The sequence below is a fragment of the Streptomyces roseolilacinus genome, assembly GCF_014649335.1.
In the GTDB taxonomy this organism is placed as follows: Bacteria; Actinomycetota; Actinomycetes; order Streptomycetales; family Streptomycetaceae; genus Streptomyces; species Streptomyces roseolilacinus.
The window spans coordinates 291611-315606 of the sequence record NZ_BMSV01000008.1 but is presented as its reverse complement, the minus strand read 5'-3'; the positions used below and the strand labels follow the sequence as shown (position 1 = coordinate 315606).

At 76.6% G+C, this 23996-nt stretch carries 15 protein-coding genes and 1 tRNA gene; 11 read left to right on the top strand and 5 right to left on the bottom strand.

Translation table 11 applies throughout. The annotated features are described in order from the left end of the window. Positions 1 to 39: 39 nt before the first annotated feature. The 8 genes from IE106_RS21170 to IE106_RS21135 all read left to right on the top strand — a co-directional run bounded on the left by IE106_RS21170 (position 40) and on the right by IE106_RS21135 (position 14101). Positions 40 to 1620, top strand: coding sequence for a sigma-70 family RNA polymerase sigma factor (locus tag IE106_RS21170; protein ID WP_189536397.1), 1581 nt, complete (start codon positions 40 to 42; stop codon positions 1618 to 1620). A gap of 274 nt (positions 1621 to 1894) precedes the next feature. Further along, positions 1895 to 2206: a CU044_2847 family protein gene (locus IE106_RS21165; protein ID WP_189536395.1), complete on the top strand. Its 312-nt coding sequence runs from the start codon at positions 1895 to 1897 to the stop codon at positions 2204 to 2206. 76 nt (positions 2207 to 2282) lie between these two features. After that, positions 2283 to 3794 (top strand): hopanoid C-3 methylase HpnR, encoded by a 1512-nt coding sequence (hpnR, locus tag IE106_RS21160; protein ID WP_189536393.1) that lies wholly within the window; start codon positions 2283 to 2285, stop codon positions 3792 to 3794. A gap of 154 nt (positions 3795 to 3948) precedes the next feature. Next, positions 3949 to 4980: a 2-dehydropantoate 2-reductase gene (locus IE106_RS21155; protein ID WP_189536391.1), complete on the top strand. Its 1032-nt coding sequence runs from the start codon at positions 3949 to 3951 to the stop codon at positions 4978 to 4980. A 143-nt stretch (positions 4981 to 5123) separates the two neighbouring features. After that, entirely contained in the window at positions 5124 to 6095 is a 972-nt protein-coding gene (locus IE106_RS21150; protein ID WP_189536389.1) for an alpha/beta hydrolase, read from the top strand. Then, positions 6092 to 8158 (top strand): vWA-MoxR associated conflict system protein, encoded by a 2067-nt coding sequence (locus tag IE106_RS21145; RefSeq protein WP_189536387.1) that lies wholly within the window; start codon positions 6092 to 6094, stop codon positions 8156 to 8158. The genes IE106_RS21150 and IE106_RS21145 overlap by 4 nt, the downstream gene beginning before the upstream one ends. Then, complete coding sequence (locus tag IE106_RS21140) at positions 8155 to 9090, top strand: AAA family ATPase (protein WP_189536386.1); 936 nt, start codon at positions 8155 to 8157, stop codon at positions 9088 to 9090. Before IE106_RS21145 ends, IE106_RS21140 begins: the two co-directional genes overlap by 4 nt. Beyond that, a complete protein-coding gene (locus IE106_RS21135; protein WP_189536384.1) occupies positions 9083 to 14101 on the top strand; it encodes a NaeI family type II restriction endonuclease in 5019 nt (1672 codons plus the stop codon). Before IE106_RS21140 ends, IE106_RS21135 begins: the two co-directional genes overlap by 8 nt. 102 nt (positions 14102 to 14203) lie before the next feature. Here IE106_RS21135 and IE106_RS21130 read toward each other — a convergent pair whose 3' ends face one another. Beyond that, positions 14204 to 14449, bottom strand: a complete 246-nt coding sequence (locus IE106_RS21130) for a DUF2180 family protein (RefSeq protein ID WP_229840647.1) — start codon at positions 14447 to 14449, stop codon at positions 14204 to 14206. A gap of 628 nt (positions 14450 to 15077) precedes the next feature. On the opposite strand from IE106_RS21130, the gene IE106_RS21125 reads away from it, so the two are divergent. Together IE106_RS21125 and IE106_RS21120 are read left to right on the top strand one after the other, a co-directional pair. Further along, a complete protein-coding gene (locus IE106_RS21125) occupies positions 15078 to 15878 on the top strand; it encodes an SDR family oxidoreductase (RefSeq protein WP_189536382.1) in 801 nt (266 codons plus the stop codon). Positions 15879 to 16008: 130 nt separating this feature from the next. Then, positions 16009 to 18084, top strand: coding sequence for a pectinesterase family protein (locus IE106_RS21120; protein WP_189536381.1), 2076 nt, complete (start codon positions 16009 to 16011; stop codon positions 18082 to 18084). A 177-nt stretch (positions 18085 to 18261) separates the two neighbouring features. Here the strand turns inward: IE106_RS21120 and IE106_RS21115 are convergent, their stop codons facing one another. The 3 genes from IE106_RS21115 to IE106_RS21105 all read right to left on the bottom strand — a co-directional run bounded on the left by IE106_RS21115 (position 18262) and on the right by IE106_RS21105 (position 22899). Continuing rightward, the gene (locus IE106_RS21115; protein ID WP_189536378.1) at positions 18262 to 19770 is read right to left on the bottom strand and encodes a DUF4246 domain-containing protein; all 1509 of its coding nucleotides are present in this window, start codon (positions 19768 to 19770) and stop codon (positions 18262 to 18264) included. 353 nt (positions 19771 to 20123) lie between these two features. Further along, positions 20124 to 20197, bottom strand: a tRNA-Pro gene (locus IE106_RS21110). 50 nt (positions 20198 to 20247) lie between these two features. Next, complete coding sequence (locus tag IE106_RS21105; protein WP_189536376.1) at positions 20248 to 22899, bottom strand: ATP-binding protein; 2652 nt, start codon at positions 22897 to 22899, stop codon at positions 20248 to 20250. Between the two features lie 105 nt (positions 22900 to 23004). On the opposite strand from IE106_RS21105, the gene IE106_RS21100 reads away from it, so the two are divergent. Then, positions 23005 to 23571, top strand: a complete 567-nt coding sequence (locus tag IE106_RS21100; RefSeq protein ID WP_189536374.1) for a DUF309 domain-containing protein — start codon at positions 23005 to 23007, stop codon at positions 23569 to 23571. A gap of 43 nt (positions 23572 to 23614) precedes the next feature. Here the strand turns inward: IE106_RS21100 and IE106_RS21095 are convergent, their stop codons facing one another. Further along, positions 23615 to 23995 (bottom strand): DUF488 domain-containing protein, encoded by a 381-nt coding sequence (locus IE106_RS21095; RefSeq protein ID WP_229840645.1) that lies wholly within the window; start codon positions 23993 to 23995, stop codon positions 23615 to 23617. Between the last annotated feature and the right edge of the window lies 1 nt (position 23996).

The window sequence follows — 23996 nt, the reverse complement described above, 5'->3', positions numbered from 1 at the left end:
GACGACAGGACCGTACCGAACGACGGGGCGAGGCAGGGCATGCACAGGGACAGCGAGCACGTACCGGAGCTGGTGAGCGCGGCGCGGGCGGGTGACGGCCGGGCGCGCGAGCGGCTCGTCGAGGACTACCTGCCGCTGGTCTACAACGTGGTGGGGCGGGCCCTGGACGGGCACGCGGACGTGGACGACGTGGTCCAGGACACCATGTTCCGGGCCCTGGACGGGCTGAGCGGGCTGCGCGAGCCGTCCCGGTTCCGGTCCTGGCTGGTCGCCATAGCGATGAACCAGATACGCCGCCGCTGGAACGAGCGACGGCAGGCGCCGGTCGCGTCGCTGGAGCACGTGGTGGAGCGGCCGGACCCGGCGGGCGACTTCGTGGACCTGACGATCCTGCGGCTCGGCCTGTCCGGTCAGCGGCGGGAGGTCGCCGAGGCGACCCGGTGGCTCGACGAGGACGACCGGGCGCTGCTGTCCCTGTGGTGGCAGGAGGCGTCGGGCAGGCTCACGCGCGCGGAGCTGGCCGAGGCGCTGGGCGTCCCGGCGCGGCACGCGGCGGTGCGGGTGCAGCGGATGAAGGCCCAGCTGGAGACGGGGCGGGTGGTGGTGCGGGCCCTGGCGGCGAAGCCCCGGTGCGGTGCGCTGGTGCGGCTGACGGCGGACTGGGACGGGCGGCCGGCCCCAGTGTGGCGCAAGCGCGTCGCACGGCACGTCCGCGGCTGCCGGGCCTGCGGCGGGCACGGGACGGACCTGATGCCGGCCGAGGGGCTGCTGGCCGGCCTCGCGCTGGTCGTTCCGCTGTCCGGGTACCCGGCGGTGCCCGCCGTGGAGGCGGGCACGGCGACCGTCGCGGCGTCCGGTGCGGTGCCCGGCGCGGCGTCGGACGGTACGTCATCGGCGATGGTGGCCGACGGGGCGGCCGGGGCCGTACGGGAGGGCGCCCGGCACGCGGGGGGTGCGGCGGGCGGTGCGGCCCGCCTGCGGGTGCCCGCGGCGGTCGGGGGCGTGGTGGCCGGCGGGGTGCTGCTGGCCGTGCTGTGGCCGGCGGGGCCCGACGCTCCCGCACCCGCCCCGGAGGTACGGGCCCCGGGGGGACCCACCGCGCCGGCGTCACCGGCCACGGCGCCCGCCGCGTCCCGTACGCCCCCGCCCTCCGCGCCGCCCACCCCTCCCCCGAGTCCGGCCGCCTCGGCCACCGCGGCACCGGCACCGTCCCCGAGCGCCACGCGGCCGGCCGCGCCGAGCACGGCGGAGCGGCTGACCTCGCTGGTGAACGCCCGGCGCGCCGAGGCCGGTTGCGCCCCGCTGCGCCTGGACCCCCGGCTGACGGCGGCCGCCCGGGCCCACGCGCGCGACATGGTGGCGCGGCGCTACTTCGCCCACGCCGACCCGGAGGGCCGGCACGCGGACGCGCGGATGGCCGACGCCGGGTACGAGGCCGGCGCGTGGGCCGAGAACCTGCACCGGGGGCCCCGGGACGCGGCGGTGGTCGTCGACGACTGGATGGACGGCTCCGTCCACCAGGAGAACATGCTCGGCTGCCGCTACCGGGACACGGGCGTGGCGGCCGTCCCGGGGCCGGAGGGCACGGTGTGGGTGCAGACCCTGGCCGACCCGGCCTGAGCGGCGCTGCGCCGGGCGGCCTCCCGGGGGCGGTCGCCGGCACGCGAGCGGGGCAGCGGGCGTCGGCTCGTCCGGCGTCGGCGAGGCCGGCGACGCGGCGCACGTGGTCGGCGGCCGCGCCGCCGGGCCGGGGTGCGGCTCTCGTACGGCTCCGTGTCGTTCCCGCGCGCGGTGGGCGCGCCGGGGACGGCGCGGGAGGGCCGTCGGGGCGCCCGGGTGGTCCCTCCGGACGGCCCGGCGTGCGGGGCCCGCGCGGCTGCGCGAGGCTGGCTCCGTGACACAGCTGATCACGTTCGAGGTGGACGACGGTACGGCCGTCTTCGAGGTCGACGACGACCTGGTGGCGGTGGGCCCGGAGGGGTTCCCCGGCGAGTCGGCCGCGGCCCGGGCCCGGGTGTCGCTCCGGGAGGCCCTCGACCAGCTGAACCCCGCCCTGGCGCAGGTCGTCGGCATGCTCCGCCGCCTGGGACCGGAGGAGGCGGAGGTGGACTTCGGCCTCAAGGTGGGCGGTGAGAGCGGCATCGTCGTGGCGAAGGGCACGGCGGAGGTGAACTTCGCCGTCCGCCTGGTGTGGAGGCGCGCCTGACCCTGTGCTGACGGTACGCGGACCGTCAGGGAAGAGACCGTCGTCGATCGTCGTCGCCGTCCGGCTGGAGACTCACATGCGCGTGCTCCTCGTCCACCCGAGTGCCCTGATGTACTCGGAGATCTTCCTTCGACTCGAACCCCTGGGCCTGGAGCGGGTGGCGGCCGCGGCGCGGGACGCGGGGCACCTGGTCCGCGTCGTGGACCTCCAGGTCCTGCCGGCGGCCGTGCTCGACGCGGAGCTGCGGTCGTTCGCGCCGGAGGCGCTGGGGATCTCCCTCAACTACCTGGCGAACGTCCCGGAGGCGATCGAGATCGCCAAGCGCGCGAAGGAGGCGTCCCCCGGCTGCTTCGTCTTCTTCGGCGGGCACAGCGTGTCGTTCATCGCGGAGCACGTCCTGCGGCAGGCGGAGGGCGCGGTGGACGCCGTCGTGCGCGGTGAGGGCGAGCCGGCCGTGGCGCCGCTGCTGGAGGCGGCGCGCGACGGCGGTCTCGGCACCGTGCCGGGCGTCGTGTCGGCGGAGGGCCGGGGCCCGGCGCCGCGGCTGCTGGAGAGCCTGGACCGTCCGCGTCCCGCGCGCGACCTGATGCGCAGGCGGAACCGGTACTTCATCGGGGAGCTGGATCCGTGCGCGTCGATCGAGTTCACCCGCGGCTGCCCCTGGGACTGCTCGTTCTGCTCGGCGTGGACGTTCTACGGGCGCAGCTACCGCAAGGCGTCGCCGGAGGCGGCGGCCGAGGAGATGGCGTCGATCCGGGAGCCGAACGTCTTCATCGTCGACGACGTGGCGTTCATCAGGCCGGAGCACGGCGACGGCATCGCGGCCGCCCTGGAGCGCCGCCGGATCCGCAAGCGGTACTACCTGGAGACCCGCAGCGACGTGCTGCTGCGCAACCCGGAGGTGTTCGAGCGCTGGACGCGCCTGGGGCTGCGGTACATGTTCCTGGGCATGGAGGCCATCGACGCCGAGGGCCTGGACCTGTACCGCAAGCGGGTCAGCCCGGACGACAACTTCCGGGCCCTGGAGGCGGCCCGGCGGATGGGCATCATGGTGGCCATCAACCTGATCGTGGACCCGGCGTGGGACGAGGAGCGGTTCCGCGTGGTGCGGGAGTTCGCGCTGAGCGTGCCGGAGATCGTGCACCTGACGGTGATGACGCCGTACCCGGGGACGGAGATCTGGCACACGGAGGCGCGGCAGCTGACGACGCGGGACTACCGGCTGTTCGACATCCAGCACGCGGTCGTCCCGACGAAGCTGCCGCTGGAGGTGTTCTACCGGGAGCTGGTGCGCACCCAGGCGGTCCTCGACCGCAAGCACCTGGGGCTGCGCAACGCGGTGGGCGCCATGGGGGTGCTGGGCCGGAACCTGCTGCGCGGGCAGACGAACTTCGCGCGGATGCTGTGGAAGTTCGGCCGCGTGTACAACGCGGACCGGCAGATGGCGGACCACCGCCGGCCGGTGCGGTACGAGCTGCCGGTGCCCGAGCACCGGGCGGCCCCTCCGGGGCGGCAGGAGCTGTTCATCCACACGCGCGCCGCGACACCCGCCCACCGGCGGCCCGCGCCGGAGGCGGACGGGGCGTGAGGGGCGGGACGGGCGAGGCGGGGGACGGGCGGGGGTGCGACGGACGGAGTACGACGGCAAAGGCGTGACGGGCAGGAGGGCGACGGGCGGAGGCGGTACGGGCGGGGCGTGAAGACACCTCGACGCCGGTGCGTGCGGGGGCCACACTGGCTGCATGCCACTGAAGATCGCCGTGTTCGGCGCCGGGAGCGTCGGCTGCCACCTGGGCGGCTCCCTCGCCGCCGGTTGCGAGGTGACGCTCGTCGGACGCCCCTCCGCCATGGAGGCCGTGCGGGAGCGGGGGTTGCGGCTGACGGGCGGCGGCCGCCCGGACGCGCGGGTGGCCCCGGCGCTGCTGCGGGCGTCGAGTAGGGCCTCGGACGTGGCGGGCGCCGACTACGTGCTGGTCACGGTCAAGTCGGGGGCGACGCGCGAGGCCGCCGAGGCGATCGGCCCGCACCTGGGCGCCGACACCGTGGTGGCGAGCTTCCAGAACGGGCTGCGCAACCCGGAGGTCCTGCGGTCCGCCCTGCCCGCGGGCACCACGGTGCTGACGGGCATGGTCTCGTACAACGTGGTGCGCACCGGCCCCGCCGCCTTCCACCAGGGCACGGCGGGCGCGTTGATGGTCGACGACGTACCCGACGCGGGACCGCTGGTGGCGGCGCTGCGCAGGGCCGGGCTGGAGGTCGAGCCGCGCGACGACATGCGGCACGTCCAGTACGCGAAACTCCTGATGAACCTGAACAACGCGGTCAACGCCCTGTCGGGGCTGCCGCTGCGCGACCAGCTCGGCGCGCGGGCGTACCGGCGGTGCCTGGCGCTGTGCCAGCGGGAGGCGCTGGCGGTGTACCGGGCGGAGGGCGTGGCCCCGGCGCGGCTGGGGCCCGTACCGGCGGCGGTGACGCCCTGGGTGCTGCGCCTGCCGGACGGGGTGTTCCGGCGGGTGGCGGCGGCGTCGCTGCGGGTGGACGCGCACGCCCGGTCGTCGATGTGGGAGGACCTGGAGCGGGGCCGGCCGACGGAGGTCGACACGTTGCAGGGGGAGATCGTGGCGCTGGCCCGCCGGCACGGCGTGCGCGCCCCGGTGAACGCGCGCCTCGTCGAGCTGGTGCGGGAGGCGGAGGCGGCCGCTCCGGGCCGGGCCCGCCGCTGGTCGGGGGCGGAGCTGTACGCGGAGTTGAGCGGCGCGGCGCGGCGGGGGTAGGCGGCCGCGGGCACGGGGCCCTCCGGGGTGCCGCGCACCGGCGGAACGACGCCGTCCGCCGGGGTTGTCCACAGGGGTTGCCGGTCTTCGTCCGTACACGAAAAGATCGTTCTCCTTACTGGACGTCGACGAAGGGGGGAGCGATGAAGCCTCGTCTGGTGTTCGTCCACGGGATCGGCGGTCCCCGGGACGCCGCGGCGGATCTGGAGGAGTGGTTACGCGCGGCGGCGCACGGCGCCCGCGCGGCCGGGCACGGCGGCAGGCTGTCCGGCCTGACGGGAGGGTGGGCCGCCGACGCTCGCTTCGCCTACTACGGCGACCTGTTCCGCACGCCCGGCTCGCAGGGCACGGGCGGTTCGGCCGGGTCGCGGACGGACCGTCAGGATGACGAGCTGGTCGCCGAGTTGCTGCTCGAAGCCGTCGACGACCGGCTGGCGGGCCCGGCGCCGGCAGCGGACGAGGCCAGGGTGCTGCGTCACGCCCGCACGCAACTCGCCCCGCCCGGCGGCGCGCAGGGCGTGGGCGCGCCCGGCCGGCACGTGGTGAACGCGCTGACGACCCTGATGGCGCTGCCCGGGCTGCGTTCCACGGGCGGCTGGCTCAGCGCCCGGCTCACGGCGGGCACGCTCGGCCAGGTCGCCCGCTACCTCAACCGCGGCGAGCCCGGGGACGGCGGGGAGACCCTGGACGTCCGGATCCGCCGGAGGGTGGCCGCCTGCCTGGACGGCGACGGGCCGACGGTGGTGGTGGCGCACTCGCTGGGCACGGTCGTCGCCCTGGAGACCCTGCACGCGCACCGGGGCGAGGTGCCGCTGCTGATCACCCTGGGGTCGCCGATCGGGACGCGGACGGCGGTACTGCCCCGTGTGCGGCCGCAGCCGCCGAGGGCGCCGGCGTGCGTCGGCCGGTGGCTCAACTTCTGGGACCGCGACGACCTCGTGGCCGCCCGGCCCCGGCTGGAGGACGTGGTGCTGCCGAACGCCTCCTCGGTCGGTCCCGTGAGCAGCCGGGTCGACTCGGACGGCGCGTGGGTGCACCCGGCGGCCAAGTACCTGGCGCAGGCCGCCGTGGCGGGTCCGCTCATCGAGGCCCTGACCGCCGCCGCGGAGTCATGACCGGCCCGCGGCACGCCCTGGTGATCGGGGCGCAGTGCCCTGACCTCGGCCTGTTGGAGGAGTTGGAGGAGTCCGCCCGGGCGCTGCACGACACGCTGACGGCGCCGTGGGCGGGCGGCTGCGAGAAGGACCCGCCGGGCGGGGCGACGCTGCTGTGCGGGGAGGGGGTGACGCGCGCGGACGTCGAGGCGGCGATCCGCACGGCGGCGCTCGGTGCGGGCGAGGCGGGCGCCGTGCTGGTCGTGGCGCTGCTCGGCCACGGAATGGCCTCCGGGACGGGCCTGTACTTCATGGCGGGCGACTCGCGGGCGGAGGCGCCGCTGACGGCGGTGGACGTGGGGTCACTGCTGGCGCAGGCGCTGGACACGCAGGGCCTGGCGGGTGTCATCGCCATCGTGGACACGTGCCACGCGGGGAACGCGGTGCCGGACCTGAAGTCCGTCGCCAACGGCATCCGGCAGGGCGACACGCGGCTGTCGCTGCTCATGGGGTCGGGCGCGGCGGAGGAGGCGTACGGGCTGCGGTTCAGCCGGACGCTGGTGAAGGTGCTCCGGCAGGGGCTGCCCGCGGTGGGCGAGACGCTGGCGCCGGACGCCGTCGTGGAGGCCGTGCGCGACGACGGCGGCACGGCGGGGCAGGCGATCCTGCGGGCCGAGTTCGACGGGGCGCGGTTCGGGCCCGGCCCGCTGTGGCTGGCCCGCAACCCCCGGCACGCGGCCGCCGCGGGCACGCTGCTCGGCCCGGTCGCCTCGGAGGAGCTGGCCCGGGCGGTCGCGGTGGTGGACGAGTCGCTGCCCGCCGGGCCGGTGACGACGGCCCGGGACCTCGACGCCGTACGGTGCGGGCTGGCGGCGGCCCCGCCGTCGCCCGCCCGGGAGTGGGCGCTCGACGTGGTGGACGCGCTGGACGCCGCGGCGCGGACCGTCGGCCTGCTCGGCTCCTGGCCCGGGACGCCACTCACGTCGGGGCTGCTGCGGCGGACGTTCACCGCGGTGTGCCCCGGCCCCCTGGAGTCGCCGCCCGGGTCGTCGGGCACGGACCTGCTGCGTGACGCCGTCGAGTACCTGCTGCTGCGGGCGCCGGTGGCGGGGAAGCGGCGGACGGGGCCGCTCGTCGACTTCGTGGCGCTGCTGGCGCACGAGACGGGCGTGGACCCGGGGACGCCGGCGGTGCGCGGCTGGGCGGCGGCCCTCGGTGCGGTGATCGACCTGAACGACGCCTTCGAGCGGCTGACCGACCGGACGCGTGACATGCGGCTGCGGCTGGTGGTGAGCCTGCACGCGGCCGTCGGCGACGAGTGGCCGGAGTCGCTGGCGGCCTGGCTGCTGGACGGCGGTGAGGTGCGCGACCGCGAGGAGTTCGCGTGCCGCCCGGACCGGGCCGGTGTGGAGCGGCAGGTGGGCGCCGCGCTGCGGTGGGCGTCCCGGCTGGCCGCCGGGATGGACGTGCCGCTGCGCCGCGTCGAGGTCGCCGCGCCGGCCCCGCTGCTGCTGCAGTGGCGCCCGGAGGAGACCGACTTCGGGATGCGGCTGGGCGCCGAGCACGACGTCGTCCTGCGGTGGAGCGACCGCATCCAGCCGCCGGACCACCTGTGGTGGATCAACGACCGGGCGCGCAGGACGCTCCGCGCCATGGAGGCCTCCCCCGACGGCACGCGGCTGGAGTGGCTCGGCGAGAGCGACACCCGGCAGGCGCGGGAGCTCCGCGACCGGTTGCTGGGCGGGCCGCGTGCGCGCGCGGTCGCCCTGGAGCACCGGCCGGCGCACCTCGGCGACGTGCTGGAGACGCTGCTGGCGTCCTCCCCCATCGTGCTGTGGCCGGAGGACGAGACGCATCGCGTCCCGGCCGAGGCGCGCCGCTACCTGGACACGCACTGGCATCTGCTGCCCGGCGAGTTCTGCCGGGCGTACCGCGACCGGTGGAGCGGTCACGGCACCCCGCCCGCCGGGTGGCCGGGACGCGGGCACCTGGCCCGGCTGCGCACGGTGTGGGACGACGCGGAGTGGCTGGAGTTCTGCAGGTGGTTCGAACAGTTCGCGACGGATGGGGAGAGTCCCGCATGACCTGGCAGCCTTTCTACGCGGGAACCGGCAGCGCGCCGCGCGAGCGGGTGGAGCTGGCCCCGCCGCCGCCCTGGCGGGTGTTCCCCCGCAGGTCCCTGCACGAGCAGTTCGTCCCCCCGCGGGGCCTGGTGGAGGCGGTGAACGCCGCACTGGTCCTGCGCCGCCCCCTGCTGCTGACCGGCCCGGCCGGTTCGGGCAAGTCCACGGTGATCGAGCAGGTCGCGGCGGAGCTGGACCTGGGCCCGGTGCTGCGCTGGCACATCACGTCCCGCAGCAGCCTCGCGGACGCCCTGTACCGGTACGACGCCCTGGGCAGGATCCACGCGCAGCGGCTGGAAGGGCCGGACGGCAGCGACGACATCGCGCCGTTCCTGCGGATGGGTCCCCTCGGCACGGCGCTGCTGCCGGCGCGCCGGCCGCGGGCGCTGCTCATCGACGAAATCGACAAGAGCGACCTGGACCTGCCCAGCGACCTGCTGGACGTGCTGGAGCGGGGCGAGTTCGAGGTCCCGGAGCTGGCCCGGTACGGCAGGGACGTGGTGGCCGTCCGGGAGTGGGGCGGCGACGCGTACCACGAGGTGGTGCGGGGCCGGGTGCAGTGCACGGAGTTCCCGTTCATCGTGATGACCAGCAACGGCGAGCGGGACTTCCCGGCCGCGTTCCTGCGCCGGTGCATCCGCTTCACGATGCCGATGCCGACGCCGGAGACCCTGCTCAGGGTCGTCGCGGCGCACCTGGGCGCCGGCGCGGCGGAGTCGGAGGCGGCCGGGGAGCTGGTGGACGCGTTCGTCGAGCGGATCACGGCCGGCGAGAGCCTCGCCGTGGACCAGCTGCTGAACGCCGTCCACCTGCTGACCGGGGACGGGGCGCCGGACGACGAGCGGCGGCAGGCCGTGGTGGACCTGCTGCTGCGGGAGTTGTCCCGTGCCTGACGCACTGGGCCGGGTCCTGTCGGCGCTGCGCGCGGCCGTCCCCCACCTGGACCCGGCCGCGGGCGGCGGGGCGGGACCGGGTGGCGGGCTCGACGGCACGGCGCTGGCGGAGGCCCTCTGGCTGGCGGCCACGATGGCCCGGCACCGGCCGGCGGCCCCGCCCCCGCCCGGCCCGCCGCCGTCCGCCGCACCGGGCGGTGACGCGCCCGCGCCGAGGGGGGCGGAGCCGGAGGGCCCGCCGCCGCGGCAGCCGACGGCACGGGAACCCGGCCCGGTGGCTCCCGGCACGGAGCACACCGCCGGGGCGCGCGGGCTGCACGAGCGGCTGCCCGGAGCCGGTACGCGGCTGCCCGGCCACGCCGTGGCGGCGCCCCGCACCACGGGACTGCCCCGCGCGCTGGAGGTGACGCGGGCGCTGCGGCCGTGGAAGCGCCCGTGGCCGGAGGGACGGCGCGGCGCGCTCGACGTCGACGCGACCGTCGACGGCTACGCCCGCAGCGGCGAGCTGATCCCCGTGTTCTCGGCCGCCCCGGAACGCTGGTTCGACCTGACGCTGATCGTCGACCGCTCCCCCCACATGCGGGTGTGGGAGGAGACCCTCGACGACTTCGTCACCGTCCTCGACCGGCTGGGGGCCTTCCGCACGCTCCAGGTGCGGGACCTGTTGTTCGACGGGGCCGGGCGCCCGCAGGCACCGGGCCAGCTGCGTCAGGCGGACGGCCGGAGGCTGGTCGTCGTCGTGTCCGACTGCGTGGCCGCGCCGTGGCGGGGCCCGGCCGTGTGGCGGCTGCTGCGGGAGTGGGCGGCCACGACGCCCATGGCGCTGCTGAACCCGCTCCCGACGAAGCTGTGGCGGCGCGGCGGACTGGACCTCCCCACGGTCCGGTTCACGCCCGCCGCGCCCGGCGCCCACCGCAGCCGCCTCCCGCACGAGGCGCCCCCGCTGCTCGACCTCGCCGACCCGGACGGCACCGCCCCCGACGGCACGGGGCGGGGTGACGCGGGGGCGTGGCTGCCGATCCCGGTGCTGTCGCTGTCGCCGCACTCGCTGGACCGCTGGTCGCGGGCCGCGATGCGCGGCGCCCCCGAGGGCTGTACGGCCGTCCTCGTCCCGCCGGGCGGACGGCTGCCGGGCCGGCCCCGGCGGCGCGCCGTGCCGCCGTCGCCCGGCACGGCCGCGCGGGGCTTCCTCCGCACGGCCGCTCCCCGGGCGGTACGGCTCGCGGTGCTGTGCGCGCCGTTCGACCGGCTCAGCCTGCGGCTGCTGCACGTGATCCGCCGGGAGCTGGTGCCCGACGCGACGACCGCCGACGTGGCGGAGGCCGTGACGAGCGGGCTGTTCGAACTGGAGGAGCCCGCCGGCGACTTCGGGCCGCTGGAACTGGTCCTGCCCGAGGAGGCCAGGGCGGTGCTGCGTGAGCGGCTGCCCGCGCACGAGGCGTGGCGGGTCCACCAGGCACTCGACCGGTACGTGGCGTCACGCGGCGACGGCCGGCCGGGGCTGCGCTCGGTGGCGTACGACGCGTCCGGGCCCCGTGAACTGCCGGCCGAGCAGGAGGCGTTCGCCCGGGCGTCCCGCCAGACGCTGGAGCTGCTGGGGCTGGCGGTGCCCGGCGAGGAGGCGCCCGCCCCGGACGGGGACGGGGAGGAGGACGGGGCGACGCGTACGGAGCCCGGCGCGTCCGCCGCGTTCCCGCCCGCGCCCGGGATCCTCGTCGGGCGGGAGGACGCCGTCGCGTCCCTCCTCGCACAGCTCGCGGACCCGGCCGCGGGAATCGTGTGGGTGACCGCGGTCCGGGACGCCCCCGGCGCGGGGCGGACGGCGCTCGCCCTGCACACGGCCCGGCGCTTCCCCGGTGAGCGGTACTTCGTGGACATGCGCGGTTCGGGCGACCACCCCCTGCCGCCCGAGGCGGCGCTGCACCGCCTGCTGGCCGCCGTGGGCGCGCCGGCCGACGGGGAACCGCGGACCGTCGAGGAGCTCTCCGCCGCGCTGGCGGAGGCGGTCGCCGGGCGGCGCGTGCTGCTCGTCCTCGACGACGTTCCCGAGCCCGCGCGGATGGAGCGCCTGCTGCCGTCCGCGCCCGGCTGCGCCGTCCTCGCCACGACCCGGAAGGCGCAGGTGCCGCCCGGTTCCCGGCTGGCGCCCCTGCCGGAGGAGGAGGCCGCGGACCTCCTCGCCGCCTGGGCCGGCCCCCGGGGGCGCGAGGAGCGCACCGCCCTGCGGGAGCTGACGGCCGGCCGCGCGTGGTGGCCGCTCACGCTGCGGCTCATCGGCTCCTGGATCGCCTCGGGCTCCGCTCCGCCGCTGCCCGAGCTGGTCCGGACGGTCCGCGACACCACGCCCGGCGGGAGGCGGGCGACACCGGAGGAGGACCTGGGCGCCGTCCTGCGCCTGCGGCTGCGGGCCCTTCCGGACCGGGAGCGGACGGCGCTGCGCCGCTGCGCGCTCGCCCCGACCGGGGAGCTGGCCCACACGGAGGCGTGGATCCTCCTGGGCGGCGACCCGGACGGCCGCGCGGTGCTCGGCCGGCTGGTCGCCGGGGGCCTGCTGGAGCGGCGGGCCGCCGGGGGGTACCGCCTGCCGGAGGAGGTGCGCCGCCTGGTGCTCCGGGAGGACGGGTACGACGCCGGGGCGAAGGCCCCTCTGCTCCGGCGGCTCGTCGACCACCACCTCGCCCACGCCGCCGCGCTGTACGAGGAGGACTGCCCCGACTCCGCCCTCGCCGAGAACCTGGGGGTGCGGGTCGTCGACTTCGTCGACGAACCGGCCTCGCGGCACGTCTGGCTCGACAACGCCCTGGCGCTGGCCGCCGCGGCCGACGGTCCGCCGGGGCGCCTGGCGGACCTGCTGCTGCTCCTCCACGTCCGGGGCGCCTCGGTCCCCTGCCGGTCGCGGTTCGCCGGCGCCGCACGGGCCGTGGCCGAGGCGGGGCCCCGGGAGCCGGCGGCCCGGGCCGGGGTCGCGCTGGCCCTGGCGCAGTACGCCGCCGGGGCGGTCGCGGACGCCGCGTCCACGCTGGACGGGGTGCCGCGGGAGGCGTGGGAGGCGGACGGCGCCCTGCGCGGCCCGGCGAACCGGCTGGCCGGGCGACTGGCCCTGGCCACCGGCGCGCGGGCCGAGGCCGAGGGACACCTGAGGCGGGCACTCGACGCCTTCCGCGCCGACGGCGACCGCTTCGGCGTGGCGGCGACCTGCCTGGACCTGGCATCGGTCCTCACCCGGCTCGGCAGGACCGACGAGGTGCTGCCGACGGTGCGGGAGGCGCTCGGCAGCTACCCCGACTCGGTTCCCCACCCGCTGATGCGCAGTGCCCTCCTGGCGCTGGAGGACGCCCTCACGACGGCCGGCCGGTACGGCGAGCTGCTCACCACGCAGGAGGCGCTCCTCGCCCAGTACCGGACGGAGGGCGGGCACCTCCGCGCCGAGGGCCTGCTCCTGACCCGCATCGCGCGGACGCTGATCTCGCTGGGCCGGCTCGACGAGGCCGGGGAGACCGCGCGGGCGGCGCTCGCGCACCTGGACGGCCCCGGCACGGAGGAGGAACGGGAGGAGGCCCGGCAGCTGCTCGCCGCCGCGGTCGCGGGATCAGGTCCCCCGGAGCCGTGGACCATCGTCGCCGTCGGGGCGGACGGTGATCCACCGGCGACGGGCGAAGCCCTCTCGCTCGCCCTGCTCTCCCTGCACGAGGACGGCGTCCTCGGGCGGTCGAACCACCGCCTGCTGGTCAGGGACGGCCGCTGCCTGCTGTTCCTGCCCCCCGGCGTCCCGCTCGACGCGCTGCTCCGCGGGCTGGCGGAGCGGCTGCCGGACGAGCTGGAGGCGACCGGCCGGCAGCCGGCGGCGCGCCTGGCCGTCCACGTGGGCTCCGTCGACGGGCTCGACGCGGAACGGGCGACGGCCGACCTGAACGTGCGGATCGCGTTGACCATGCTGGACTCCGCGGAGTTCCGGGCGCTCTCGGAGAACTTCCCCTTCCACCCCGCCCTGTGCGTCTCTCCCGAGGTGTTCGACCGGCTCGGCGACCGGGACGACGCCGGTCTCGTGGCCGGGCGGTTCATGGCGCGCGAGGTCACCGGGGCGGGCGACCGGACCGTGTGCGTCGTCCTCACCCCGCACGTCGACCTGTCCGCGTACGACAGCGGACTCCTCATGCTGGCGCGGGTGTTCAACGACCGCGACCCGGACGGACGGGCGATGGCGGCGGCCGTGCGGGAGTCCCTCGACGCGGTGCTCGACCCGGAGGGCACCGGCCGGTACGACGTGGCGCAGCTGAGCGAGCGGGAAAGAGCCCTGATCGGCCCGCGGTTGGAGCTGGAGCTGCGGCGCGTGTTCCCCACCGCGACACCGTTCCGGCTGAGGCTGTCGCTGGGCGGCGGCCGGAGCTGGACGTCGTTCTCGCGGGCCGAGCACGGTGAGATCCACCTGGTCGTCCAGGCCGACGACGCGCACGCCCGCTGGTCGGCCGGGCTGCTGCGGATACGCCCGGGCATGACGGTCGCGCCGGTGCACCGGGACGCGCCGTCGCCGCTCACCGCGGAGGCGCGGATGGCGGTGCTGTGGCTGCGCCGCGGCGCGCCGCTGCCGGAGAACGTCCTGCTGCGCCTGCCCGAGGCGGACCGCGCCGCGGTCCTGGCGCACGCGTCCGCCGTGGACCGCACGGCGGAGCTGTTCCGGCGGGTGCGGGAGCGGCCGGTGCCCGAGGCGGCGCTGCGGGCCGTGACGCGGCGCCGCGACAGCGCCCGCACGGTCCGGGAGGCGGCCGCGGCGCTCCGGGAGGAGGGCGTACTGGTGGTGGGCGGCAACCGGCGGGGGCGGGAGCTGGCCGGGGCGCTGCGCGTTCCCGTACCGGACGCGGACGCGTACGTGAGCGTGCGGTTGACCCGCCGCCGCCCTCACCACTCCGGGCCGTCGACCCTCGCGGGCGGCGTGGCCTGGGTCGTGGCCGGTCCGGACGACCCGGTGGAGCCCCTCCCCGGGGACCTGCCGAACCCCCGCCGCCCCCGGTGACCCGCCGTCGGGCCGCGGCGGCGGGCGGTACGGGCGCGGGCCCGGCTCACGTGCCCGCGGGCCGTGTCTCCTCCCCGCGGGCCCCGGCCCGTGCGGTGGTGGTCACTCCTCCCCCTCGTCGAGGACACCGCCGCCGTCCAGGGAGCTGCTCCTCCCGGGGGCGCCCGGTGCGTCGGTGCACACGCCGCACAGCATGCGGCGGCCGCGCACCGGCTGGGACGGCCCGGGTCCGACGGTCTCGTGGAGCTCCTCGCCGCGTACCCGCACGTGGTCCCGGCAGAGTCCGGCGCCGCAGGAGCGGCACACCGCGACGGCCGGGTTCGGCCGGGCGCATTCGTAACAGTTCACGATCTTCCTCGCTCTCGGCGCCGGGGGAGCCGCCGCCCGTCATCCGGCGCGGCGGCGGACCGCGGGCTCACGCCGGGCCTCCGGGAGGGCCTCCGGAAGGGTCCGCGGGCGCCTCGGCGGCCACGGGCGGCCGTACCGTCCGGTCGGGGGCGCGGGACGGTGCGCCGCACCGTGTGCGGGCCACGACGGTGGTGGTCGGACCGGTCACCGGGCACCTCCTCTCCCGTACGGGCGGCGCCCCGGCGACCCGGTCCGGTCCGGTGCCGCCGTGCGCGGCCCCGACCGCGCTCCGGTCCTCGGGGCCTCCCTCCCGGCTACCGCCCCGGAGCCGGGTGAAACAGCCCGGCCGCCTCCTTCCCCCGGGTGGTCGGCCGGACCTCCGTGACGAACCCGTCGCCGCCGGCCACCCGACGGCGGCGCACCGGGCCGCCGGCGCCGGTGCGGCGGACCGCCGGCGTCGCGTCCGCGCGGCTCGTGAAAGGGGCCGCCACCCGCGCGCCGCCACCTCCCTCGTCGGCGCGGGACCGCACCGGCGTCACCCTGTCGCCGCCCGGGCGTGCCGGGTCGCGGAGGGGGTGGCACAGTCGGACGAACGGCGGCCCGCCGTTCCCTTCCGGAGGTGTGGGCGATGGACACCGTGCTGGTCACGGGCGGGACCGGGCACCTGGGGCGGGACCTGGTCCGGCTCCTGAAGCCCGCCCACCGGGTGCGGGTGCTCTCCCGCTCCCGTGGTGACGACCCGGACGTGGAGTGGGTGCGGGGCGACCTGGCCACCGGGGCCGGGGTCGCGGAGGCGGTGGCGGGCGTCCGCACCGTCGTCCACGCCGCGACCCGGTCGCCGGCCGCGCGGCGCGGCTACCTGCTGCCCACCGACTTCGTGCGCACGCCGCCGGACGTGGACGTCCACGGCACCCGCCGCCTGCTGGACGAGGCGGCGAGGGCGGGGGTCGGCCACTTCGCGTACGTGTCGGTCGTCGGCGCCGACCGGCCGCGGCTGCCGTACCTGCGGGTGAAGCGCGAGGCGGAGCGGCTGGTGCGCGCCGGGGGCGTGCCGTGGTCGGTGCTGCGGGCGACGCAGTTCCACTGGCTGGCCGACCGGATGCTGTCCGGGGCCGCGCGGCTGCCGGTCCTCCCGGTGCCGGCGGACCTGGACGTCCAGCCGGTGGACTCCGCCGACTTCGCCGGGTACGTGGCGGACCGGGTCGTGGCGGGGCCGGGCGGCCGGTGCGACGACTTCGGCGGCCCGGACGTGCTGTCCTTCGGCGCCCTGGTGGCCCAGTGGCAGCGGTTCCGCGCCCGTTCGGCGCGGACGGTGCGCCTCCCGGTACCGGCCCGGGCCGCCCGGGCGGCCCGGGGCCTCACCTGCCCCTGGGGCCACCGGGGCACCACGACGTGGTCGGCGTGGCTCCAGGCCAACCCGCCCCGGTAGCGGTCGGGGAGGGCCCGCCCGGCATCCGGCCGGCGGGGAGGGCAACCTTTCGCGGCTCCGCGGCGACTGCCAGGTGCTCGGCCCTCGGCGCGAGCAGGTAGATCCCCCGACGCAGTATCGGAGCCAGTACATGACTGAAACCCGTGGCCGGGTACGCCATCGCAGGCGGAGGACGGCCCTCACCGTCGGTGCCCCCCTCGCCCTCGCCGCCGCCGGCGCCCTGGCCTACGGAGGCGCCTTCGGGCTCTTCGGCGGGTCCGGGCAGCAGTCCGCGTCCGCAGCCACGGTTGCCGCCTGGACGAACGACGTCGCCGACGGCTTCGCCTCCGTCGACGCCCTCGGCCAGAACGGCACGTACGGCGGCCGGGGCGGCAAGACCGTCACCGTGCGGACGCTCGCCGACCTGGAGAAGTACGCGACCGCCGCCGAGCCGTACGTCATCGTCGTGGCCGGGACGATCCCCGTGAACCCGGTCGGCAAGGAGATACGGGTCGCCTCCGACAAGACGATCGTCGGCTCCGGCACCAGCGGGCACATCGTGGGCGGCGGCTTCTTCCTCGGCCCGGGCGTCCACAACGTCATCATCAGGAACCTGACGATCCGGGACGCCTACCAGGGCGTGTGGAACGACAAGGACCACGACTACGACGCCGTGCAGATGGACGGCGCCCACCACGTGTGGATCGACCACAACGACCTGCGGCACATGGCCGACGGCCTCATCGACGTCCGCAAGGACAGCACCTACGTGACGGTGTCCTGGAACCGGCTGAGCAACAACAACAAGACCTTCGGCATCGGCTGGACCACCAACGTCGTCACCGACATCACGATCCACCACAACTGGCTGCGCGAGACCGAGCAGCGCAACCCCTCCACCGACAACGCGGCCCGCGCGCACCTGTACAACAACTACCTGGAGGACACGCCGGGTACGGACATCACCACGGCGTACGGCAACTACTCCCGCGGGAAGACCCGGATGGTCCTGGAGAACAGCTACTTCCAGGGCGTACGGAACCCCGTCATCCGGGACAGCACCGCCGTGCTCGTCCAGCGCGGCAACGTCTTCTCCGGTACCGGCGGCCGCAACGAGAGCGGCGGCGGCACGGCGTTCGACCCCCGGTCGTCCTACGCCTACACCCTCGACAAGGCCGACGCCGTGCCCGGGCTGCTCCGGGCGGGCGCCGGGCCGAGGCCGTCGATCGGTACGGCGACCACCGCGGCCGCCCCGGCCGCTGCCGCCGCCGTGAAGACGCTCACGGTCGCCAAGAGCGGTGCCCAGTTCACCAGCGTGCAGAAGGCCGTCGACGCCGTCCCGGCGAACAACACCTCACGGGTCGTCATCTCCGTCGCCCCCGGCACGTACCGCGAGACGGTCAAGATCCCGGCGAACAAGCCGCACGTCACGATCCAGGGCTCGGGCGGCAGCCGCAAGGACACCGTCATCGTCTACGGCAACGCGTCCGGCACCCCCAAGCCGGACGGCTCGGGCACCTACGGCACCGGCGGCAGCGCCACCGTGGCCGTGGAGGCCGACGACTTCCAGGCCCGCAACCTGACCATCACCAACGACTTCGACGAGGCGCGCAACCAGCACCTCGACGGCCACCAGGCGGTCGCCCTGCGCACCGCCGCCGACAAGGTCCTCCTCGACGGCCTCATCGTCAACGGCGACCAGGACACCCTGCTGCTGGACACCGCGGCCAAGGACAGGCTCGGCCGGGTCTACGTCACCAACTCCTACATCACCGGCAACGTCGACTTCGTCTTCGGCCGGGCGACCGCGGTGATCGACAAGTCGGTGCTGACGCTGAAGAAGCGCTGGAACGGCACGTCCGCCGGCTACATCGCCGCGCCCAGCACGCCCGCGAACCGCAGGGGCTTCCTGATCAACCGGTCCACGGTCAACGGCGACGTGTCCGCGCGCAGCTTCCACCTCGGCCGCCCCTGGTACGCCGGCGGCGACGCCACCCTGCACCCGCAGGTCACCGTCCGGGACACCACGCTCAGCGACGCGATCAAGACCGCCCCGTGGACCGACATGAGCGGCTTCTCGTGGAAGGGCGCCCGCTTCGCCGAGTACCTCAACACCGGCCCCGGCGCCGGCCCCGCCGGCACCGACCGCCCGCACCTCACCCCCGCCCAGGCCGCCGACCAGGAGGTCGCGGACTGGCTGGCCGGCTGGACCCCCACCGCGTCCTGACCCCACCCCGCACCACTCCCCCGCGGCGGCGCACCCCGGTGCGCCGCCGCGGACAGGACGCCCGCCGCGAGCGCGGTGGCCTCCCAGCGGGCCGGCTGCCCGTCCGCCGCGCCGGCGCCGCCGTGGTGCGGGCCGGCCGCGGCCTCCCGGCCCGGACGTGTCCGGGGAGGGAGGGGCTCAGTGCTCGCAGAGGGAGAATTCCCGTTCGTAGAGCTGGTCGTTGTGTTCGTCGACGAAGAACTTGCGTTCCCGCATGAGTTGTTCGCGGTACTCCTTGGCCTGTTCGAGCGTCATGGTGCAGGTGTCGGACCACGGCTGCTGCGGTGGCACGTCGGATGTCGAGACGATCCTTTCCGACGGGTCGACCAGGAAGAACGCGAGGATCTTGCGGTGCCCCGGGCGGGTGGGGTCCACGAGGCGGAACGAGTCGACGCGGTGTTGCAGGACGTTCGGGAACGCCAGGCAGCGGCCCGCCGGCGTCGACGCCGATCCCAGCACCTGGTTCAGCGCGTCCTCGTCCTCCAGGCCGTAGACCTCGCGCAGGCCGTTGTCGTCGCTCTGTTCGTAGTGCGGGTCGTCGAGCGCCGCCCGGAAACCCAGCCGGCTTTCGGTGATGTTCTCGCTGTCCCAGTAGTAGATGCCGGTCGAGACGATCCGCTCGTTGAGCATCCCCTCGACGTGCCAGGAACCGCCCGGGTACTCGGGCTTGTCCGGGGTGAGGTGGATGGCGGCGAGCTTGACGACGACCTGGAGGCGGCGGCCGCGCAGGTCGACTCGGGCGGACTCGCCGGGCGGCTCGGGCGGGGTGAAGGCGGGGGCGTCCGGGACGACCGGGCAGCGGTTCTCCCACCAGTCGTCCTGGGCCACCTCCCATGCCCTGAGGGCCTCTCGGTAGACCTCGTCGTCGGCGTACGAGGACCTGTCCGGGTGCTCCGGCTCCGAGTCGTACCACCCGTAGGGGTCGGCCTCGATCCGCAGGGGCCGCGGGTGGCGCAGGTCGGTGAGCACGTTCTCCAGCAGCGGGCGCATGCGCGCGAACAGCTCCGGCAGGACGGAGGCCAGTTCCCGGTGCTTCTCGGGGTGGACGTTGTTGACGTACGAGCGGAAGGTGACGTCGCCGTCGTCACTGACGTCGACGTCCGTGGGCAGCCACTGGAACCTCTCCGAGAACTCGTACTTCGAGTAGTGGTCCGTCGGGTTGCGCCAAGCCCACTCGGGCGCGCCGCTCACCTCCCTGACCAGGCAGAACAGCGAGGGGTGCACCAGGTCCAGCACCTGTCCGTCGGATCCGGGGTGCCAGTCCCGTTCCGCTTCGGGGACCTGTTCCACGACCCGGACCGCCCCGCGCAGCCGGGACCGGAGCCCGTCGTCGACCAGCGTGTCCGACTGCCACACCCCGTCGACGGCGGACACCTCGGCGCCGGTCCGCTCGTCCCGCAGCGCGGCGTAGTGCGCGAGTTCGGCGAGCACGTAACGCACCTGCGCTTCGGTGAGGCCCTGGGCGACCGCTTCCTGCGTCCACCTGGCGACGATGCTGGCGTCGTTCCTCTTGTCGAACCACCCGGGCTTCGCCCGGATGTGCGCGCTGCACCGCATCATCTGGAGTTCCCGCAGCGTTCGGGGCTCCGCGAGCGCCAGGGAACGGGAAGCGTGAAAGGGCAGCGGGAAAGCAGGCAGGCCGGTCAACTCTCGGGGTCCCTACGGTCGGTGTGCGGTGGCGGGAACAATAACCCAGCGGACCGACACCGCAGCCGCGGTCCCTGCCCCGCCGGTGCGGTGGTGTGGGGGCCCGGCGGGTGGAAGCGCTCCTGCCGTCACGCGGTGCGGTGGTTCCGCTCCCCCGTGGCGGCGTCGCTGCCGTCGCCGGACGGCGGTGCGTGGGGAGGGGGACCGGAGGATCCGGGCGGGGCGGGAGGCTGCCCGGCCCTCGCTCACCGCCGCCCGTCCGGGCCGGCGTGGCGGCGGCCACCACGGTCCCAGACGCACGAAAGGCCGTCCTCTCATCCGAGAGAACGGCCTCCGACCTGCGAAAAGCAGAGTCGGGACGACAGGATTTGAACCTGCGACCCCTTGACCCCCAGTCAAGTGCGCTACCAAGCTGCGCCACGTCCCGATGCGCTTCGGCCCGGTCATCGCCGGGTGAGCGCGCAAGAGAACATTACCTCACTGGGCGGGCAGGTCCGAAAGGGCCCGGTGGGCGCGGGCGGCCAGGGTGTCGGCACCGCAGGCGGTGGCGAGGGCGGCGGCGCGGGCCAGCTCGGTGCGGGAGCCGAGGGCGACGCCGTGGTCGTGGCGGGCGAGGGCGTGTTCGTACGCGGAGGGGGACGCCTCCAGGTGGCGCACCGCGCGGGCCAGGAGGGCCCTGGCCTCGTCGGGGGCGGCGAACAGGGCGGCGCAGCGCAGGGCCTCCCCGAGGGCGGTGCCGGAGCCGGAGCGTTCCGCGTGGGCGCGGGCGAGGCCGGCGAGGCGGGCGGCCCGGTCGGGGGCGTCGGCGGCGAGGGCGCGGGCCAGGTCGCAGGCCCAGGGCGCCCAGACGCCGTTGTGCCGGCCGCGGGCCTCCAGGGCGCGGCCGGCCGCCTCCAGCTCGGCGACCGCCTCGCGGGTCCGGCCCTCCGCGAGGAGGAGCCGGCCGCGTACGCAGGGGCCGTCGGGCAGGACCATGGCACTGGGCCAGGGCGGGCCGAAGGCGTACCGGTCGACCAGTTCGCGGGCCTCCCCGGTCCTGCCGCGGGCGAGGAGGGTGTCGGCGAGGAGGCAGACGGCGTCCCACTGCACGGCCAGGCCCCGGCCCGCGCGGTCGGCGAGGCGCAGGCCCTCGCGGAGGAACGACTCGGCGCGGGGCAGGTCGCCGGCGCGGCGGTGGGCGAGGCCGAGGAGGGTGTGCGCGAAGGCGAGGTGGGCGCCGCTCCAGCCGGAGATCTCGTACGCGCGGACGGCCTCCTCGAACAGGTCGCGGGCGCGGTCGGGCCGGTCGGTGAACGCGTACGCGATGCCGATCATGGCGGGGGTCTCGAAGCCCCACTCCGTGTCGGTCCAGCCCACCCCGGGGGCGGGGCTGCCGTCGAGGAGGGCGCGGTCGCATAGGTCGTGGACGAGGGCGGTGTCCTCGCCGCGGAGCATCGCGTCGAAGGCGCGCAGGGAGAGCAGGGCGCGTTCGGCGTCGTCGGCGCCGGGCAGGTGGTCGGCGAGGGCGGCGAGGCGCCGGGAGCGGCCGTGCGGGTCGTCCTCGGCGGCGCGGAACGACTCGTACATGAAGTGGGCGGCCTCCAGCCGGGTGCGGGCGCGGCCGGGCGGGGTGCGGGCGGCCTCGGCGGCGACGGTGGCGGAGGCCTCGCGCAGCTGGTTGCTGTGGGCGAGGGCCTGGCCGAGGCGGCAGGTGGCGTCGGCGCGCAGGGCCGGGTCGAGGCCGGGCAGGTCGAGCGCGGAGCGCAGGTGGCGGACGGTGGCGGCCGGGGAGGTGAGGAGGGCGGCGCAGCCCAGCTCGTAGAGGACCTCGGCGTACGCGTCGGGCGGCGGGGGCTCCTGGAGAGCGCGTTCCAGGCAGCGGCGGGCGGCGTCGGGGGCGCCGACGGCGAGGTGCTCGCGGGCGGCCTCGCGGAGCTGTCCGACGACGTCCGGGTCGTCGTCGGGGTGGACCTCCAGGAGGTGGCGGGAGGCGGCGGCCGCGCCGAGGCCCTCGAGGGTGACGGCCCAGGCGGCGCGCCCGTGCAGGGCGGTGCGGACGGCGGGCGGGATGGAGCGGTACACGGCGGTCGCGACGAGCGGGTGGGTGAACTCCAGCGGGTCGGAACCGGTGACGATGCGGGCTTCGCGCAGGCGGGCGACGCAGTCGGCGGCCTCGTCGGGGGACATCCCGGCGAGGGTGGCGGCGAGCCGTCGCGGTATGTCGGTGCCGAGGACGGCGGCGGCCCAGGCGAACCGGGTGGCGGCGGTGCCGAGGCGTTCGAGGCGGGCGACCAGGCCGCTGCCGCGCGCCGACGCGCCCAGGCCGCGCAGGAGGCCGGCGGAGCGGGCGACGGGCTCCAGCATCCGGTCCCGTACGGTCGCGAGGAGCTCGACCGTCTCGTACGGGTTGCCGCCGGTGACCTGCCACACCTCCCGGCAGAACGGGTCGTCGGTGCGGTCGCCGAGCGCGGCGCGGGCCAGGTCGGCGGTGGCGTCCTCGGTGAGGGCGTGCAGGGTGACGGTGAGCCTGGCCCGCTCGTCGACGCGGCGCAGCAGGGTCGCGGTGGGTTCGGCGGGCGGGTCGGCGCGGTGGGCGAGCACGATCAGCAGCGGCAGGCCGGGCAGGCGTCCGGCGAACTCGGCGAGCCAGAGCAGCGACTCGGCGTCCGCCCAGTGCGCGTCGTCGACGAGGACGACGAGCGGTTGCTCGCGCTGCTGCTCGGCGAGGCGGGCGACGACCCGGTCGAGCCCGTCGCGCACGCCCTGCGGGTCGGCGAGCGGGGCCGTGGGCGGGGCCAGGCCGAGGGCGGGGGCGGTGAGGTCGAAGCGGTCGCCGAACAGCCGCCGCAGCCGCTCCTCGGGCAGCGGCAGGAGTGCCGGTACGAGGAGCTGGCGCACGACGTGGAACGGCACGGAGGTGACGGTCTCGCCGCCCCTGCCGGACAGGACGGTGCAGCGGTCGGCGGCGCGCCGGCCGATCTCCGCGAGCAGGGACGTCTTGCCGATGCCGGCCTCGCCCCGGTACACGAGCAGGCCCCCGGTGGCGTCCGGGCCGGTCAACGCGTCGATGGCGCGCGCGGCGGCGGCGAGTTCCGGCTCCCGCTCCAGCAGCGGTGCGGACAGCCGGTGTCCCGACCTGGGCGACGGCATCCCCTTCCCCTTTCCCGTATGTACGTTCGAGGGCCGAGGGTAGTGGGGGCCGCCGGACGGGGGAGACGATTCGGGCCGTCCGCGCCGGGCGGGGACAATGGGCGGATGGACAGGGCTCGCAGGGACCGCGACACGGAGGGCCGCGCCCGCAGCGCGCGGCCCCGGGACGGGCTGGGAAGGCCGCTGCCGTACGGGGCGCCGGGGGTGGAGCGGCAGCCCGAGGGGGTGGAGCGCTCTCCCGGGGAGAGCCTGCGGGAGGCGCAGCGGCTGCTGGACGCGGGGCTGCCGTTCCACGCGCACGAGGTGCTGGAGGACGCGTGGAAGGCGTGCGGCGAGCCGGAGCGCGAGCTGTGGCGGGGGCTGGCGCAGCTGGCGGTCGGGCTGACGCACGCGGCGCGCGGCAACGCCGTGGGCGGGGCGAGGCTGCTGCTGCGCGGCGCGGACCGGATCGGGCCGTACGGGGGCGAGGACGGCTCCCCCGGGCCGTACGGGATCGACGTGGGCGGCCTCGCGGCATGGGCGCGGGAGCTCGCGGGGCGGCTGCGCGGGGACGCGGACGGCCCTGAGGGGGCGGACCCGGGGGTGGACCTGGAGACGGGCCCGGAAGCGGTCGCGGGGGTGGACCCGGTCGCGGAGGCGCCTCGGCTGACAGGGCGTCAGCCGGGCCGGTGATCCGGCGGAAAACGTACGGTGGGAGCGCCGGGAACGGGTATGGTCACCCGCCGCCGAGCAGGTCGCGCAGAACGGCGGCGTGGCTGCGCTCCGGGTCCCTGGCGGCCGTCAGCAGGGTGAGCGGCCCCCGCCGCGCGAGCGCCCGGACGCGGTCGAGGGCCCCGGCGGCCTCGGGTTCGGCCAGCTCGGCCTCGTACCGGTGCCGGAACTCCTCGAACACCTCGCCGGAGGCGCCGTCGGCCGCGTGGAACCAGCGCCGCAGCCCGGTCGACGGGGTGAGGGGCTTGGGCCACTCGTCGACCCGCGCGTCGGCCTTGGCGAGTCCACGCGGCCACAGCCGGTCGACGAGCACCCGCGGCCCGTCGCCGGGCTCCGGGGGGTCGTACGCCCGCCGCAGTCGGACACGGGGCGCGGAAGGGCTCACG